This is a genomic window from Arthrobacter sp. D3-18, from assembly GCF_054408525.1.
Genome location: NZ_CP096440.1, coordinates 2924331 through 2939467, shown reverse-complemented (window position 1 = coordinate 2939467; position 15137 = coordinate 2924331). Strand labels below are relative to the sequence as shown.

The window sequence follows — 15137 nt, the reverse complement described above, 5'->3', positions numbered from 1 at the left end:
CGGAAACATGGGTGTTACCTGGCATCTCGGCGGGGGTGCTGAGCGTTAGGCGCGCACCGGCGTCGAGAGCTCTGTCAGTTCAACCACAGCGGGCCGGGAGGCGGTGCTCTGGATGGCCACGGCCTTCCCGCTCTTGGCCGATTCCAGCACCGATTCCATGACGTCCAAGGCGTGGAAAGCCAATTGGCCGCCGGCGCGGGGTTCCTGTCCGGCCGGGGTCGCTGCGAGGTCGGCAATTCCAAAGCCACGCCCTGAATCCACGTAGCCGGCCGAGACGGGGAGCGTCTCCCAATCTTCGGCGCCAAGTGCGAACAACTGCACATCGCCGTCGAAATGATTGGGGTCCGGGACGATCAGCGAACCCGTTTCACCGTGGATCTCAATGTTGGGGCTCTTCGTTTTTACGGCGTCGAAGCTCATGAACAGGGTGGATAAAGCACCGGAGGCATGTACCAAAACTCCGGTGACGTGCGAGTCAATATCCACCGGGACTTTTTGGCCTTGTCGCGGGCCTGAACCAATAGTGCGCTCGCTGCGGGTGTGGCTGGCAGCGCCCACCACGGAGACCACGGGTCCAAGCAACGTGACAAGCGCCGAGACGTAGTAGGGGCCCATGTCCAGCAACGGTCCACCGCCTGGTTGGTAGTAGAAATCAGGGTTGGGGTGCCAGCGTTCGTGCCCGGGCGTCGCCATGGTGGCTGTAGCGGAAACAGGTGAGCCGATCCGCCCGTCGTCGATCGCTTTGCGGGCTGTCTGGATGCCCGTTCCCAGCACAGTGTCGGGTGCGCAACCCACAGTGACTCCGGCCGCGGCGGCCGCATCCAGCACCTGCCGGGCCTCTGCCGTGGTGGCTGCCAGCGGCTTTTCACCGTAGACGGACTTGCCGGCCGCGACGGCCTTGAGCGCAATGTCGGCGTGGGCGGCAGGAATGGTCAGGTTCAGGACCAGGTCCACGTCGTCCGCGGCCAAAAGGTGGTCCACGGTCAGTGCCCGAACTCCCTCGTACGAATCAGCGACGGCCTGTGCACGCGCCGGATCAAGGTCCGCGACCGCCACCAGGTTAATCGAATCCAGCCGACGGAAGTTGGCCAGGTACTGGGCGATGATGGCACCGCAGCCGATAACTCCCACGTTCAGCGGTGTATCGGTGCTCAGCGGCTTGGCCTCATTTATCGAGATGCCCACAGCATGCCCCTTTCGATGATGGTTCGGACGTTGCTGTCCTGGAGTATCTCCACGCGGTGGCCTGGTGTGCAGACAAAGATCTTTCCTTTGCCCCACTGACGGGTCCAGATGGCCGGTGAGGTGACTTCGCGGTTCCACGGGTCCCACTCGCGGACTTTCTGGGTGGTGGTAGCCAGGACGTCGATGTAGTCGTCGGACAGGACCCAGTACTGTTCCGTGACGAGCTCAAAGTCGCCGATGCCCTGCGTGATCGGGTGTTCGGACGCAGCGGGCAGCATGTTAACGGTGTAAGGGATGTAGTTGTCTGACTGTTCGCCGATCCGTTCGTCAGCATGCTTGCCGGGGTGACAGGCGAACTGGCCGCCGATCAGATGCAGGTAGTCCGAGTTGTTGCGGTAGGAATCGGCAATCCCGCCGTGCCAGCCAGCCAGGCCGGTGCCGTTTTCGACCGCAGCGCGCAGGCCCTCGAACTCATCCTTCTCAATGGTGGTCATGGTCATGCATTGCACGATCAGGTCCACGGTGGCCATATATTCGGGGTCCGCGTAGATCTTGGGGGATTCCTCCACGCGGACGTCGTAGCCGTTGTCCTTCAGGTAGGGAATGAACAGCTCTGTGGCTTCCACTGGCTGGTGTCCGTCCCAGCCGCCGCGAACCACCAGCGCTGTCTTGTTGTTGCTCGTCATGGTTTCCTTCGTTTTGGGGCGTATTTCAGTGAGTCAGGATGTTTCGATCAGCGAGTCGCAAAAGCGGCATCAAAAGCGGCAGCCGGCGGGCGTATTGCGGCCAGTTCCTGGACCATGCGCAGCGCTTGGGGAGCTCCTACGAGTCGGTCCATGCCGGCGTCCTCCCACTCGATGCTGGTTGGTCCTTCATAGCCAATAGCGTTGAGGGTTCGGAAGATTGGCTCCCACTTCACGTCACCGTGACCGGCCGTGACAAAGTCCCAACCCCGGCGTGGATCAGCCCATGGCAGGTGCGAACCCAGCCGGCCGTTCCGTCCGTTGAGTTGCCTGACCGACTCCTTCACATGGACGTGGAAGATCTTGTCCGCGAAGTCCTGGAGGAACATCACCGGGTCCAGGTCCTGCCAGATGAAATGGGACGGATCAAAGTTGAGGCCAAAGTTCTCCCGGTGTCCTACCGCGTCCAACGTACGTTTGGCCGTCCAATAGTCGTAGGCGATTTCAGAGGGATGGACTTCCAAGGCGAATCGGACGCCCACTTCGTCAAACACATCAAGGATGGGATTCCACCGGTCGGCAAAGTCCTGGTAGCCGCGCTCGATCATGGCATCCGAGGCCGGTGGGAACATGGCCACGCATTTCCAAATTGACGAGCCGGTAAAGCCAGTAACCGTCTTTGCTCCCAACCTCGCGGCAGCGCGTGCCGTAGTCTTCATAGCTTCCGAAGCCCGCTGACGAACACCCTCCGGCTCACCATCGCCCCAGATTGAAGGGCTCAGGATGTCCTGATGGCGTTCGTCAATTGGGTCGTCGCAGACCGCTTGCCCGGTGAGGTGGTTGGCGATTGCATGGACGGTCAGCTTGTGCTTTTCCAGGATGTCCAGCTTGCCCTGCAGGTAGTTGTCGTCTGCCACAATGCGTTCGGGATCGAGGTGATCACCCCAGCAGGCGATCTCTAATCCGTCGAAGCCCCACTCTCCAGCAAGCCGGGCCACTTCCTCGAATGGAAGGTCGGCCCACTGACCAGTGAAAAGGGTAATGGGTCGGGTCATGTTGTTTCCTTTCACACGTTCTGCCAGCGGCTTGAGTTGTCTGCGCTTGCCTCGACGGCGGCCAGCACCTTTTGCACTTGCAAGGCGTCAGCGAACGACGGCGAGGGTTGCTCGCCTGCGCTGATGGCAGTCACGAGGTCCACCACCTGATGCGTGAAGCCGTGCTCATAGCCGAGTCCATGCCCTGTGGGCCACCAGTTTGCTGTGTAGGGGTGGGACGGTTCGGTGACCATGATTTTTCGGAAGCCTGCGTCGGGTTCCAACGCGGCATCGTAGAACTGCAGCGAGTTCATATCCTCGAAGTCGAAGGAAATGGACCCCTTGGTGCCGTTGAGTTCCAGGCGCATGGCGTTCTTGCGTCCCAAAGCAAAACGGGTGGCTTCGAAGATGCCGATCGGGCCGGAAGAGCCGCTGTTGCTTAAGCCTGCGTCAGCGCCGTCGTCGTGCTTTGCCTCAAAGCGGGCGGTGAACAGCGCCGCGTCGTCCACCGTCACTGGCCCGCGAGGACCGTCCGCACCCCCTTGACCTCCCAGACCCACAAAGTCCCCACCCACAGGGCGCTCTTTCACGAACGTCTCCAGCAACGCCGAGACACCCGTGATGTTGAGTCCTGTGATCCATTGCGCGGCGTCGATGCTGTGCGCGCCGATGTCACCGAGGGAACCGGACCCGGACTTGGATTTGTCCAGTCGCCAGGTCAGCGGAGCATCGGCGTCACTGAGCCAGTCCTGAAGATATTGAGCGCGGACGTGGCGGATCTCGCCCAAACGGCCGTCATCCACCATTCGCTTGGCCAACGCCAGGGCGGGCGTGCGTCGGTAACTAAAGCCGCACATGGAGAACACCCCGCGTTCGGCAGCTGCCTGGGCTACCAGCGTCATCTTTTCGGCTTCCTCCACTGAGTTGGCCAACGGCTTTTCGCACAGGACGTGCTTGCCGGCTTCGAGCGCTGCGATGGCTATCTCCGCATGAGTGTTGCCGGGAGTGCAGATGTCGATGAGATCAATATCGTCGCGCTCAATAAGGCGGCGCCAATCTGTCTCGGTGGAGGACCAGCCGTATTTGTTGGCCGCCGCCCGTACACCTTCCTTGCTCCGGCCCGCCACTGCGGTCAATTCCGGAGCAAGTGGGAGGTCGAAGAAGCGCGGCGCTGTCCGCCAGGCGTGGGAGTGGGCGGCGCCCATGAAGGCATAGCCCACCATGCCGACCCGCAGGGGTTGAAGGTCTGTCATTGGAAATCCTCTCTACTTGCTGAAGCCTGCAGTCAGGCCGCTGAGCAACTGCCGCCGTGCCACTACGTAAATCACCAGCAGGGGGAGCGTAGCCAGTACCACGGAGGCGAGTACCGCCGGGATGTTGACGCTGAACTCACCCTGGAAGGTCCACAGTGAAAGCGGCAGAACCCGTGTGTCCGGGCTTTGCGTAAGAATCAGCGGGAACAGGAATCCGTTCCACACATGTAGTGCGTTGTAGATGCCAACCGTGATGACAGCGGGCTTGGTCATGGGCAAGGCGAGGCGCCACATCATGGCCCAATCCGAGCAACCGTCCAGGCGCATCGATTCAAACAGTTCATTGGGCACATCCCGCATGAAGTTGGACAGGATGAGCACGGATACTGGGATCGCGAACGCAATGGAGGGCAGGATCAACGCCAACAGGGTGTCGTACATATGGGCCTTGGTGATCATCCAGTAGATCGGAATGATGGTGGCGTGCAGCGGAATGGCCAGGCCCAGAAGGAAGACGTTATTGGTCCAGCTGAGGAACTTTCCCTTTCCCCTCACGATGGCGTAGGCGGCCATAAAAGCGACAAACAGTGCCGGAACCACGCTGCCAACGGTGACGATGAGACTGTTGGTGAAGTACTTGGCGAAGTCGTTTTCCAGGACGAGCTTGTAGTTGTCCAGGGTTGGCTCTGCAGGTGGCAGCATCGGGTTCGACGTGAAGAACCCCGCCTGGTTCTTCAGGCTGGTAATCACCACGTAGTACACAGGCACAATAATGATCGCCAGCCAGAGCCAGCCGCCCAGTCCGCCCAGGAAGTTTGGCCGCGAACGGCCAAGCTTTGGGGGCCGACGGCGGGTGGTTACCGGTTGGGGCAGCGTTGCCGGTGCTGTGGGGAGTTGGGTGGTGGAAGCCATTACGCACCTTCCAGTTGGCTGGCGTTGCGGTTCTTGCCGCCGAGTCGTTGAAGGAACAGTGCCAAGGCCAGGCCGATGACAACGAGGATGACGCCCAGGGCGCTCGCCGCTCCCATGTCGTTCGCTTTGAAGCCTGTGAGGTACATGTGCAGGGGCAGGAGCCTGGTGGAGTAGCCCGGGCCGCCGGCAGTCAGCACGAAGATCAGGTCGAAGTAGGCCAGCGAGCCCACCACCATGAGGGTGGAGGAGGTGATCATCGTGTATTTCAGCTGGGGCAGCGTGATGTTGAAGAACTGCTGGACACGGCCGGCGCCGTCAATTTGCGCGGCCTCGTACAGCGAGGCAGGAATCTGCCGTACGCCGCCTTGGTAGATCAAGGTGTGGAACGGTACGAACTGCCAGGCGATCACGAACACCACTACAAACAGCACCAGATCCGAGTTGCCCAGCCAGTCTTGGGCGAGGAACGGCAGACCCAAGCCGGGCCCGAGCCCGAAGTTCGGATCCAGCAGCGCTTTGAAGGCGATGGCCACTGCGGCAGAGGAGAGGAGCAGGGGCACGAAGTAGAGGACAGCCAGTGCTGCGCGGTACTTCTGGCTGGCCGCTGTGAACACGCCGAGAAGGAGACTGATGGGTGCTTGGACGATGAAGGAGAAAAACATGATCTTGGCCGTCACCAGCAAAGCGTTGCCCGTGACGGGGTCGGCCAGGACGGTGTTCCAACTGGACAGGCCGTCGAGCTTGATCTCGCCGAGTCCGTCCCAACGGGTGAAGCTAAGGAACAGGACTCCCAGGAGCGGGAGGATGGCGAAGAGCATGAAGAACGCGAGGGCCGGTACGGCCAGCCACCCTGACGGACCCTTTTCCAGGGTCCGTCGGGTGCCCGGGGAGCGCTCCGCGCCCACTGACCGCGGGGGAGTGGTGGTAGTTGCGGACACCGTGTTACTTCCCGATCGTCGCGTTCATGGTGGAAGCGAACTGCTCCGGAGTGATCTTCTTCAGGAAGATTTGATCGAGATTGGCCAGCATTGCATCTCCCTGCGCGGGGCTGAGCGCCTGGTCCCAGGACAGTGTGAAGTCCGGGGCATCCTTGGCCAGGCCATAGACGTAGCTCAGGAAGTCCTTGTCAGGGGAGGCAGCGAGCTTGTCTTCGATACCCGTCACCACAGGTACGGCTCCTGAGTCGATCAGGCTTTGAACGTTCTCGTCCGTGAACATTCCGTCCTTGACGTACTCCAAGGCTGTCTTCTTCTGGTCCTCGGTGGCCTTGGAGGATACGGACCAGAAATTGGACGGGTTACCCACAACGTTCGCAGGGTCACCCTTGCCACCTTCAACGGTGGGGAAGGGGGCGTATCCGAGCTTGCCGCTGGAGACGAAGTCGGCGGCGTCCTTCTTCATGCCTTGGTAGATCCAACTTCCCTGCAGGATCATGGCGGCCTTGCCTGTGTACAGCAGTGCCTGGTCCGCGTTGCTGTCAGCGGCAATGGAGGAGAAACCGTTGATGAAGCCGCCGGCGTCAACGAGTTCCTGGATTTTGGTCAAGGCCTCGATTACTGCGGGGTGGGACCATGCTTCCGGCTTGTTGGCTGCGATGTTGGCGAAGACTTCAGGGCCGCCGATACGGTCTACAAGGTATTCAAGCCACATCAGGTCCGGCCATTTGGACTGGCCGCCCAGGGAGAAAGGCGCCACGCCGGCTTCCTTGAACTTGGGGACCAGCGCCATGAGCTCATCCCAGGTCTTGGGCGCGACAGCCCCGATCTTGTCGAAGACTTCCTTGTTGTAGTAGAGCACCACGGGCTGCACCTTGTTGTTGGGCAGTGCGTAGGTCTTTCCGTCGATCACGCCGCTCTCGAGGATGGAAGGAAGGTAGCGGCTCTGGACGTCAGGGTTCTCTTTAAGGAATCCCGTCAGATCATCCACTTGGCCGGCGTCGACGTAGGACTTGAGCACCCCTCCGCCCCAGCCGTAAACCAGGGTGGGCCCTTGACCGGCACCTACGGCGGTGCGGACCTTGGTCTTGTAGGCATCGTTGGCGAAGAAGTCGAGCTTGATGGCGGAGTCCGGGTGTGACTTGTTCCAGGAGTCAATGGATGCCTGGAACACGGGCTGGTCACCACCGGTGAGTCCCCACATGGTTGCTGAGTCCGCCGAAGCTCCTGTTCCGGCCGGGCCAGAGGACCCGCAGGCTACGAGCGCGATCGACATAGCGGCTGCAGAAACGGCCATTCCGGCGGTGCGCAACTTGAGATTATTCATGTGCAGTTTCCATTCGTCCTTCGGGCTCGACGCTGATTGCCCGGTTGTGCGTGTAAAAAGCCACACTTCGCGGTGAGGGGATCGACTGCGATCATCCGCATCCATGGATATTTCGAAATATTTCGAACATCCTTTCGGAAGTGCCCACCAAATTTAGCCGTGACGTGCATCACCGTCAAGAGGTATCTGTGGCCGGACTTAGAAGAACTTGAACGTCCATTGACGGATATCGCTGCGATCCAGCACACTGTAATCGTCCGAAATATTTCGAAAGCAGGAACATTGTGGAACCAGATCCCCGCCCGTCCAAGCTCACCTTGGCAGCGGTGGCAGCCGAGGTAGGAGTCTCCGCGCCCACTGTTTCCAAGGTGGTCAACGGCCGTGAGGACGTAGCGGAAGCCACCCGCGCCAGGGTGTTGGCGGCTTTGCAGCGCACCGGCTACAAATCGCCACTACAACGCAAGAGCATTCCCGAGCATCGTGCAGTGGAAGTCGTCTTCGATTCCTTGAACTCTGCTTACGGGGTGGAAGTCCTCAATGGAGTGATGGAGCACGCGGCAGTCTCGGACATGGAGGTGATCCTCTCCATCACCGGAAGGCAGGCGGGCTCGCCACTGGGGCCCGAGGAACGGGCGCAGCGCCTGATCGACGAGGGCCGTGCCGGCATGATCGTGGTGACCTCCGCTTTCGGCGCAGCGCAGTTGGAGGCATTCAAGCGGCGCCAGATACCCATCGTGGTGGTGGACCCCCTGAATCCGCCACCCGCTGACGTCTACAGTGTTGGCGCCAGCAATTGGGCCGGCGGTAAGGCTGCGGCATCACACCTTCTGGAGTTGGGGCATCGAAGAATCGCTTACATCGGCGGTCCCTCTACTGCGGAGTGCAGCCAGGCCCGCCTGCACGGTTACATGGCGGCATTGATGGCGGAAGGAGTGGCCGTCGACCACGAGTATGTTTCCGATGGGCCCTTCAAGCCGGAAAACGGAGTGCGTGCCATGAAAGCCCTGCTGGCACTCGACAATCCGCCCACGGCGATCTTTGCCGGCAGCGACAGCATAGCGTTGGGGGTGCTGGCCGAAGCGCGGCGCCAAAATGTGCGCATTCCCGAGGACATGAGCCTTGTTGGCTTTGACGGCACCCACCAAGCCGAGGAATCGGTGCCTCCGCTGACGTCAGTGTCCCAACCTTTGCAAGAGATGGGACGGTCGGCCCTGAGGTTTATCCTCCGTCAGAAAAATGGCGAGGAAATCGACTCGCGAAGAGTGGAGTTGGCTACGCACCTCGTCGTCCGCGAGTCCACCGCTCCACCGCGGGCGTCGAACGCTAGGGCAGCCGCCGCCGTCGAGGACTAAGCGAGAGTGGCGGGATCGCGTCATACAGCAGCACCCGAACCCAACGTTCGCCCGTCTCACGGAACTCCGCGCGGCTGGCGAAACGGTAGAGGTAGCTGCGCGCCCTCACCCAACGGGGGCGTTCGCCGTCGAACGGGTCATGGCGCAGCAGTCCAAGCGTGGGCTTGTCCGCCTCCAACAGTCTGTGCAGGAACACATAAAACCAGTCCTCATGAACGGTCCGTAGCGGCAGGAACCACATCAGCCAATCCAAGCGCAGGTGGTACGGCGCCCATTGCCGGGGGAGTCGCCGAACGTCGCCGGGCTTGCCCTTGAAGCCGTACTCAAGCCAGTGCTCCTCCGGTGCGTCCGGCTCCTCAGCCAGGGTGCCCTCCACCACGATCTCGATCCGTTGCTTGGTCACCGTCCCAAAAGCTCCATAGGCATTCACCAAGCGCCACCGGTTGAAACTGGCGTTCATTAACTGATGGCTGGAGAACAGGTTGAGGAGCGGCCGGTAGCTGAACACCAGCAAGAGAACGGTGACAAGCACGACGACGGCGAGCCACCACGCCGGGGTAGCGGCACCTTGGTGCCACTCCAGCGGGATGAACGGAAAAACCGCATGGGCCACGGGATCACTGACGGCCGCGAAAGCCAGGACGATCGCCACCCAGTTCAGCCAGGCAAAGTTCCCGGTACCCACCAACCACAGCTGCGTCACGATGATGATGCTGGCGGCAATACTCGCCAGCGGTTGAGGCGCGAACAGGAAGAACGGCACTACCAACTGCGCGAAATGGTTGCCCACCACTTCCACCTTGTGCAGCGGACGCGGCAAAAGGTGCGCCTGCCTGCTGAGCGGGCCCGGCATTGGCTGTGTTTCATGGTGATAGAACATCGCCGTCAGGTCGCGCCACTCGCGGCCGCCCCGGATCTTGATCATTCCAGCACCGAATTCAAGCCGGAATACCAACCACAGAATGAGAATGAGGATGGTTGTGGGCGGCGGAGTCTGGTCCGAGCCAAGGAATGCCACCGTGAATCCGGCCTCAAGGAGAAGAATCTCCCAACCAAAACCATAGAACGTTTGGCCGACGTTAACGATCGACATGTAAAGGAACCAGAGGGCGAGGAAAGCGAGCATAGGCAGCCACGGTGGACCCATTTGGGGGAGGCCGGCCACCAGCAGAATGGAAACGCTGATCCCCGTCCAGCACACGGCCTTGAGCAGCGCGTCGGAGTAACGCCACTGGAACAGTGTGGGTCTGGCCAGCTTGCGGGCCATGTCCAGGAAAGCCGGTACAGGCAACAGACCGCGCTCGCCGAGGAGTGCCGGGAACTGGTTCACCGTGGAGAGGAACGCAACTGCAAAGAGCGCGGCGGTGCCGCGCTGCAAGACCTGCCGGGCGAACTCGTAGTCCCGAGCATCAAACCAGGACATCCATTCCACGATTCCACGGTACGCGCGGACGTGCGGGGGTCAAGCGGTACCGGTTTTCCACTTATGCCCGCTTCCGTTCGCGGCCCCCGGTGGCGACTGGGATACTTAAGCAATGCAGCCGCGCAAGATCGTCATCCTCGGGTCCACCGGTTCCATCGGCACACAAGCGATTGACGTCGTCGATGCTGCCCCGCACCGTTTCGAGGTGGTGGCCCTCAGCGCCGGCGGAGGAAACCTTGAACTCATTGCGCAGCAGGCCGTCCACACCAGGGCGCAAGCCGTGGGCATTGCGCAAGGAGACCCAGCAGCGCTGCGGCAATTGATTGACTCCGCGGCAGCCGCTGCCGGCGTGAGCAACTTCGCGCCGGAAATCTTTGTGGGGCCGGACGCTTCCACGCAGATCGCGGCCATCGAGTGCGACGTCGTCCTCAACGGCATTACTGGTTCCATAGGACTGGCGCCCACCCTGGCCGCGCTCGGCACCGAAGCCACCCTGGCACTTGCCAACAAGGAATCACTGATTGTCGGCGGTGCCTTGGTCAAAGCTGCTGCGAGCCCCGGCCAGATTGTTCCCGTCGACTCGGAGCACTCTGCCATCGCCCAATGCCTCCGTTCGGGCTCGGACCAGGAAGTCGAAAAGCTGATCCTGACCGCGTCAGGCGGCCCTTTCCGCGGGCGCACACGGGAACAGCTTCACAATGTCACACCGCGGGAGGCGCTCGCCCACCCCACCTGGGACATGGGCCTCATGGTCACCACCAACTCAGCCAGCCTGGTCAACAAGGGCCTTGAAGTGATTGAGGCCCACCTGCTGTTCGACGTTCCCTTGGACAGGATCGATGTTGTGGTTCACCCACAGTCGGTGGTCCACTCCATGGTCCAGTTCGTGGACGGCTCCATCATTGCCCAGGCATCGCCGCCTGACATGCGACTGCCGATTGCCCTCGGGCTGGGCTGGCCGGACCGTGTTCCCCGTGCTGCCCAAGCATGCGACTGGACCCAAGCGACCAGTTGGACGTTCGAACCCCTGGATACGGTTGCCTTCCCGGCGGTGGACCTCGCCAAGGACGCAGCCAAGCAGGGCAGCACGTTCCCCGCAGTCTTCAACGCCGCCAATGAGGAAGCCGTAGAGGCCTTCCATGCTGGCCGCATCCGCTTCACGGACATTGTGGATACCGTGGAATGCGTCCTCAGCGAACATTCAGGCTCTTCTGAGCTAACGGTGGAGTCCGTGTTGGATGCTGAGAAGTGGGCACGCGCCCGCACCCTTGATCGTTTAGCCAGCAGCGCCCTGTAGCTCACAACCCTTATGGAAGCAGTCCCACCGGCATGAGTCCCGTCCTTCTCTTCATTCTCGGAGTCGTCTTCGTCGCGATCGGCGTAGCTGTCTCCATTGCGCTTCACGAGGTGGGCCACCTGGTTCCTGCCAAGCTGTTCAAAGTGCGCGTCACCAAGTACATGATTGGTTTCGGACCCACCCTGTGGTCCAAGAAGAAGGGCGAGACGGAATACGGCTTCAAGGCGCTTCCGTTGGGCGGCTACGTGTCCATGATCGGCATGTACCCGCCGAACAAGGAAGACGGCGCCGTCCGCCCCTCCAGCACAGGGATGTTCCAGACGCTCGCCACTGAGGCGCGCTCCATGGCGCACGAGGAAGTGGGACCCGGAGACGAAAACCGCGTCTTCTACAAGCTTCCCGTCTGGAAAAAGATCATCGTCATGCTCGGCGGTCCTGCCATGAACATGCTGATCGGGTTGATACTGCTGGCTGTCCTGCTCATGGGCTTCGGCATGGCTACAGCAACCACCACCATCGCGGACGTTTCCAAGTGCCAGGTTGCCGCAGGGGAGACCGTGGACCCCGACTCGGCCGAATGCAAACTGACTCCCGCCGCGGCTGCGGGCCTCCAGCCGAATGACACCATTACTTCCTTCGACGGAAAAGCCGTCACCAGCTGGGACGAACTCACCAGCTGGATCCGCGCGTCCGCCGGAAGAGACGTGCCCATCACCGTGGAGCGCAACGGATCAACGGTGGAAACTACCGTGACGCCCGTACTCTCCTCGCGGCCTGTGGTCGGGGCCGACGGCCGGCCTGAACAGGACGCCAACGGGGTGCTGAAATACCAGGAAGTCGGATTCCTTGGTATCGGGGCCCAAAGCGAACTGGTTCCCCAGCCGGCGTCGGCCGTTTTGCCCATGGCCGGAGAGAACATCAAACAGATATCAGGTGTGATCTTCAACCTGCCGGCCAGGGTGGTTGGAGTGGCGAAAGCGGCCTTCAGCGAGGAGCCCCGCGACCCGAACGGACCGATCAGCGTGGTGGGTGTAGGCCGGGTTGCGGGCGAAGTCGCGGCCATGGAGCAGGTGCCCATGCAGGCCCGCATCGGCACCCTGATCGGGTTGCTCGCCGGGCTCAACTTCGCCCTGGCGATCTTCAATCTCATTCCCCTTCTGCCCCTCGACGGCGGCCACGTAGCCGGCGCGCTCTACGAAGGGGCACGACGCCGGGTGGCCAAGCTACTGGGCAAGCCGGACCCGGGCGCGTTCGACATCGCCAAGCTGCTGCCGGCCACGTATGTTGTTGCAGCGCTGCTGATGGCCATGGGCGCACTCCTGATCTATGCGGACATCGTGAAGCCCGTGAACATTTTCGGCTGAGTAGGCGGGATAGGCTAGCTCCATGACTGTTTTCGCTGTTGAGTATGTATACGTCGCCGAATCCGACGCCCTCCGCGATGAAGCCCGCCCCGCACACCGTGCCTGGCTCGGCGATCTGGCCGAGGAAGGCAAACTGCTTGCCAGTGGCCCCTACGGTGACGGCGCCGGCGCTCTGCTGATCTTCAAGTCCGCGGACGAAGCCGAACTCAATGACCTCCTCAAGCAGGATCCGTTTGCAGAAGCCGGAGTTATCGCCGGTATCCGCACCACGGAATGGGCGCCCATCATCGGCGTCCTGGCTCCCCACGCGTCCTAGTCCGGACGTTCTCCACCACAACGATCCACCCCAACCCAAGGAGTCCACGTGACCTCGGTCAGCCTGGGAATGCCAGCAGCCCCACCCCCCGTCCTTGCCCCGCGTCGTAAGACGCGGCAGATCAAGGTAGGGTCCGTTGGCGTCGGCTCTGACTCGCCCATCAGCGTGCAGTCCATGACCACCACGCCCACCACGGATATCAACGCTACGCTGCAGCAGATTGCTGAGCTGACGGCGTCCGGCTGCGACATTGTGCGTGTTGCCTGCCCGTCAGCCGACGATGCCGAGGCTTTGCCGATCATTGCCCGCAAATCCCAGATTCCCGTGATCGCGGACATCCACTTCCAGCCGAAGTACGTCTTCGCCGCAATTGAAGCCGGATGTGCGGCAGTTCGCGTGAACCCGGGCAACATCCGCAAGTTCGATGACCAGGTCAAAGAAATTGCTGCAGCGGCGCGTGACCACGGAACATCCATCCGGATCGGTGTCAACGCAGGCTCCCTTGAACCCGGCATCATGAAGAAGTACGGCAAGGCCACCCCGGAGGCACTTGTTGAGTCCGCAGTTTGGGAAGCCTCGCTGTTCGAAGAGCACGGATTCCATGACTTCAAGATCTCCGTCAAACACAACGATCCTGTGATCATGGTGGCCGCGTACGAGATGCTGGCCGAGAAGGGCGACTGGCCCTTGCACCTCGGCGTGACCGAGGCCGGACCGGCATTCCAGGGCACCATCAAATCGGCAACGGCTTTCGGTGCACTCCTGTCCCGCGGCATTGGCGACACCATCCGTGTTTCCCTCTCGGCTCCGCCAGTGGAGGAAATCAAGGTGGGCAACCAGATCCTGCAATCCCTGAACTTGCGTCCGCGCAAGCTCGAAATCGTCTCCTGCCCGTCCTGTGGCCGCGCGCAAGTGGACGTGTACACGCTGGCCGAGCAGGTAACCGCAGGTTTGGAAGGCATGGAGATCCCGTTGCGCGTAGCCGTCATGGGTTGCGTCGTCAACGGACCCGGTGAGGCCCGTGAAGCGGACCTCGGTGTGGCCTCCGGAAACGGCAAGGGCCAGATTTTCGTGAAGGGTGAAGTCATCAAGACTGTGCCTGAGAGCGAAATTGTTGAGACACTGATCGAAGAGGCCATGCGCATCGCCGAAGAGATGGGGGAGGCCGATGGCGAAGATGCTGTCAAGGGTAGCCCCGTGGTTAGCGTCTCGTAACGAGACCGGCTTGGGAGTCAGGGTGCTCGGCAGTGCCGACACCCTGGCTCTTCGCGCCCTGGCCAGGGAAGACGTGGTAGCCAACGTTTTCATCCTCGCCCACTTGGAAAGCACCGGAACAGCGGCGCCCACCAGCGGCGGTGCCAGTATTTTCGGAGTCTTCGACGGCGAAACGCTCCTTGGCGCGTGTTGGGCGGGAGCCAACCTGGTCCCTGTGCAACTCGATCCCGGCCTGGCGGGGTACGTGGCCAGTGCGGCACACGAAACAGGCCGCCGCTACGCGTCCATTTTTGGGCCGGCGGAAACTGTCTTGGCCCTCTACTCGCGATTCGAGCAATTGGGACACGGCGCGCACGAAGTTCGCTCCCAGCAACCGCTACTTACTATTTCAGGCCCGCCGGTCACCGGCGCCAACCCTGCCCTGACTTTCGGCACCATGGCTGACTTCGATCGCATCCTGCCCGCCTGCGCAGCCATGTTCGAAGAAGAAGTTGGCTACTCGCCTTTTCTCGGAGGGCAGGAGTTCTACAGCAGGCGCGTAGCTGGCCTTATTCGTGAGGGCCATTCCTTGGTCCACATCGATGCCAACGGCACTGTGGTCTTCAAAGCCGAATTGGGGGCAGTTACGCGGGACGTCACTCAGGTCCAAGGCGTATGGATGAACCCCGAATTACGGGGGCGCGGCCAAAGCAGCGGTTACATGGCCGCCGTCGTAAATCTCTCAAAAACGTTTGCCCCGGTGACTAGCCTTTATGTCAACGACTACAACGCCAAGGCCCGCGCCACGTATGAGCGGGTCGGCTTCGAACAAGTGGGCACTTTCGCAACGGTGCTGTTCTAA

At 61.5% G+C, this 15137-nt stretch carries 14 protein-coding genes; 6 read left to right on the top strand and 8 right to left on the bottom strand.

Annotated features, from left to right (window positions below; genetic code table 11):
• Positions 1-45: 45 nt before the first annotated feature.
• The 7 genes from M1D89_RS15720 to M1D89_RS15690 are packed head-to-tail and all read right to left on the bottom strand — an operon-like array spanning position 46 to position 7329.
• The gene (locus M1D89_RS15720; RefSeq protein ID WP_498644867.1) at positions 46-1185 is read right to left on the bottom strand and encodes a Gfo/Idh/MocA family protein; all 1140 of its coding nucleotides are present in this window, start codon (positions 1183-1185) and stop codon (positions 46-48) included.
• Positions 1170-1871 (bottom strand): ThuA domain-containing protein, encoded by a 702-nt coding sequence (locus tag M1D89_RS15715; RefSeq protein WP_498644865.1) that lies wholly within the window; start codon positions 1869-1871, stop codon positions 1170-1172. Before M1D89_RS15715 ends, M1D89_RS15720 begins: the two co-directional genes overlap by 16 nt.
• 47 nt (positions 1872-1918) lie before the next feature.
• A complete protein-coding gene (locus M1D89_RS15710) occupies positions 1919-2923 on the bottom strand; it encodes a sugar phosphate isomerase/epimerase family protein (protein WP_498644863.1) in 1005 nt (334 codons plus the stop codon).
• An 11-nt stretch (positions 2924-2934) separates the two neighbouring features.
• A complete protein-coding gene (locus tag M1D89_RS15705) occupies positions 2935-4155 on the bottom strand; it encodes a Gfo/Idh/MocA family protein (protein WP_498644861.1) in 1221 nt (406 codons plus the stop codon).
• A 12-nt stretch (positions 4156-4167) separates the two neighbouring features.
• On the bottom strand, positions 4168-5067 hold the full coding sequence (locus tag M1D89_RS15700) for a carbohydrate ABC transporter permease (RefSeq protein WP_498644859.1): 900 nt from the start codon (positions 5065-5067) through the stop codon (positions 4168-4170).
• Positions 5067-6005, bottom strand: a complete 939-nt coding sequence (locus tag M1D89_RS15695; RefSeq protein ID WP_498644857.1) for a carbohydrate ABC transporter permease — start codon at positions 6003-6005, stop codon at positions 5067-5069. Before M1D89_RS15695 ends, M1D89_RS15700 begins: the two co-directional genes overlap by 1 nt.
• A gap of 4 nt (positions 6006-6009) precedes the next feature.
• The gene (locus M1D89_RS15690; RefSeq protein WP_498644855.1) at positions 6010-7329 is read right to left on the bottom strand and encodes an extracellular solute-binding protein; all 1320 of its coding nucleotides are present in this window, start codon (positions 7327-7329) and stop codon (positions 6010-6012) included.
• Positions 7330-7613: 284 nt separating this feature from the next.
• Here M1D89_RS15690 and M1D89_RS15685 point away from each other — a divergent pair, with 284 nt between their 5' ends.
• Entirely contained in the window at positions 7614-8681 is a 1068-nt protein-coding gene (locus M1D89_RS15685) for a LacI family DNA-binding transcriptional regulator (RefSeq protein ID WP_498644853.1), read from the top strand.
• Here the strand turns inward: M1D89_RS15685 and M1D89_RS15680 are convergent.
• Positions 8653-10113, bottom strand: a complete 1461-nt coding sequence (locus M1D89_RS15680) for a lipase maturation factor family protein (protein WP_498644851.1) — start codon at positions 10111-10113, stop codon at positions 8653-8655. The two genes, M1D89_RS15685 and M1D89_RS15680, sit on opposite strands and share 29 nt — an antisense overlap.
• 103 nt (positions 10114-10216) lie before the next feature.
• Here M1D89_RS15680 and dxr point away from each other — a divergent pair, with 103 nt between their 5' ends.
• The 5 genes from dxr to M1D89_RS15655 are packed head-to-tail and all read left to right on the top strand — an operon-like array spanning position 10217 to position 15137.
• A complete protein-coding gene (gene dxr / locus M1D89_RS15675; RefSeq protein ID WP_498644849.1) occupies positions 10217-11401 on the top strand; it encodes a 1-deoxy-D-xylulose-5-phosphate reductoisomerase in 1185 nt (394 codons plus the stop codon).
• Between the two features lie 32 nt (positions 11402-11433).
• Positions 11434-12765 carry a M50 family metallopeptidase gene (locus M1D89_RS15670; RefSeq protein ID WP_498644847.1) on the top strand — a complete coding sequence of 444 codons (1332 nt, stop codon included), beginning with the start codon at positions 11434-11436 and terminating at the stop codon, positions 12763-12765.
• Between the two features lie 22 nt (positions 12766-12787).
• Complete coding sequence (locus M1D89_RS15665; protein WP_498644845.1) at positions 12788-13081, top strand: YciI family protein; 294 nt, start codon at positions 12788-12790, stop codon at positions 13079-13081.
• 48 nt (positions 13082-13129) lie between these two features.
• Positions 13130-14296, top strand: a complete 1167-nt coding sequence (ispG, locus tag M1D89_RS15660; RefSeq protein ID WP_011774258.1) for a flavodoxin-dependent (E)-4-hydroxy-3-methylbut-2-enyl-diphosphate synthase — start codon at positions 13130-13132, stop codon at positions 14294-14296.
• Complete coding sequence (locus M1D89_RS15655; protein WP_498650970.1) at positions 14259-15137, top strand: GNAT family N-acetyltransferase; 879 nt, start codon at positions 14259-14261, stop codon at positions 15135-15137. The genes ispG and M1D89_RS15655 overlap by 38 nt, the downstream gene beginning before the upstream one ends.

What these genes read in the sequence shown, in the direction of transcription:
- M1D89_RS15715 (WP_498644865.1), bottom strand. Translation starts at nt 1,871, where the DNA reads ATGACGAGCAACAACAAGACAGCGCTGGTGGTTCGCGGCGGCTGGGAC.
- M1D89_RS15710 (WP_498644863.1), bottom strand. Translation starts at nt 2,923, where the DNA reads ATGACCCGACCCATTACCCTTTTCACTGGTCAGTGGGCCGACCTTCCA.
- M1D89_RS15705 (WP_498644861.1), bottom strand. Translation starts at nt 4,155, where the DNA reads ATGACAGACCTTCAACCCCTGCGGGTCGGCATGGTGGGCTATGCCTTC.
- M1D89_RS15700 (WP_498644859.1), bottom strand. Translation starts at nt 5,067, where the DNA reads ATGGCTTCCACCACCCAACTCCCCACAGCACCGGCAACGCTGCCCCAA.
- M1D89_RS15690 (WP_498644855.1), bottom strand. Translation starts at nt 7,329, where the DNA reads ATGAATAATCTCAAGTTGCGCACCGCCGGAATGGCCGTTTCTGCAGCC.
- dxr (WP_498644849.1), top strand. Translation starts at nt 10,217, where the DNA reads ATGCAGCCGCGCAAGATCGTCATCCTCGGGTCCACCGGTTCCATCGGC.
- M1D89_RS15670 (WP_498644847.1), top strand. Translation starts at nt 11,434, where the DNA reads ATGAGTCCCGTCCTTCTCTTCATTCTCGGAGTCGTCTTCGTCGCGATC.
- M1D89_RS15665 (WP_498644845.1), top strand. Translation starts at nt 12,788, where the DNA reads ATGACTGTTTTCGCTGTTGAGTATGTATACGTCGCCGAATCCGACGCC.
- M1D89_RS15655 (WP_498650970.1), top strand. Translation starts at nt 14,259, where the DNA reads ATGCTGTCAAGGGTAGCCCCGTGGTTAGCGTCTCGTAACGAGACCGGC.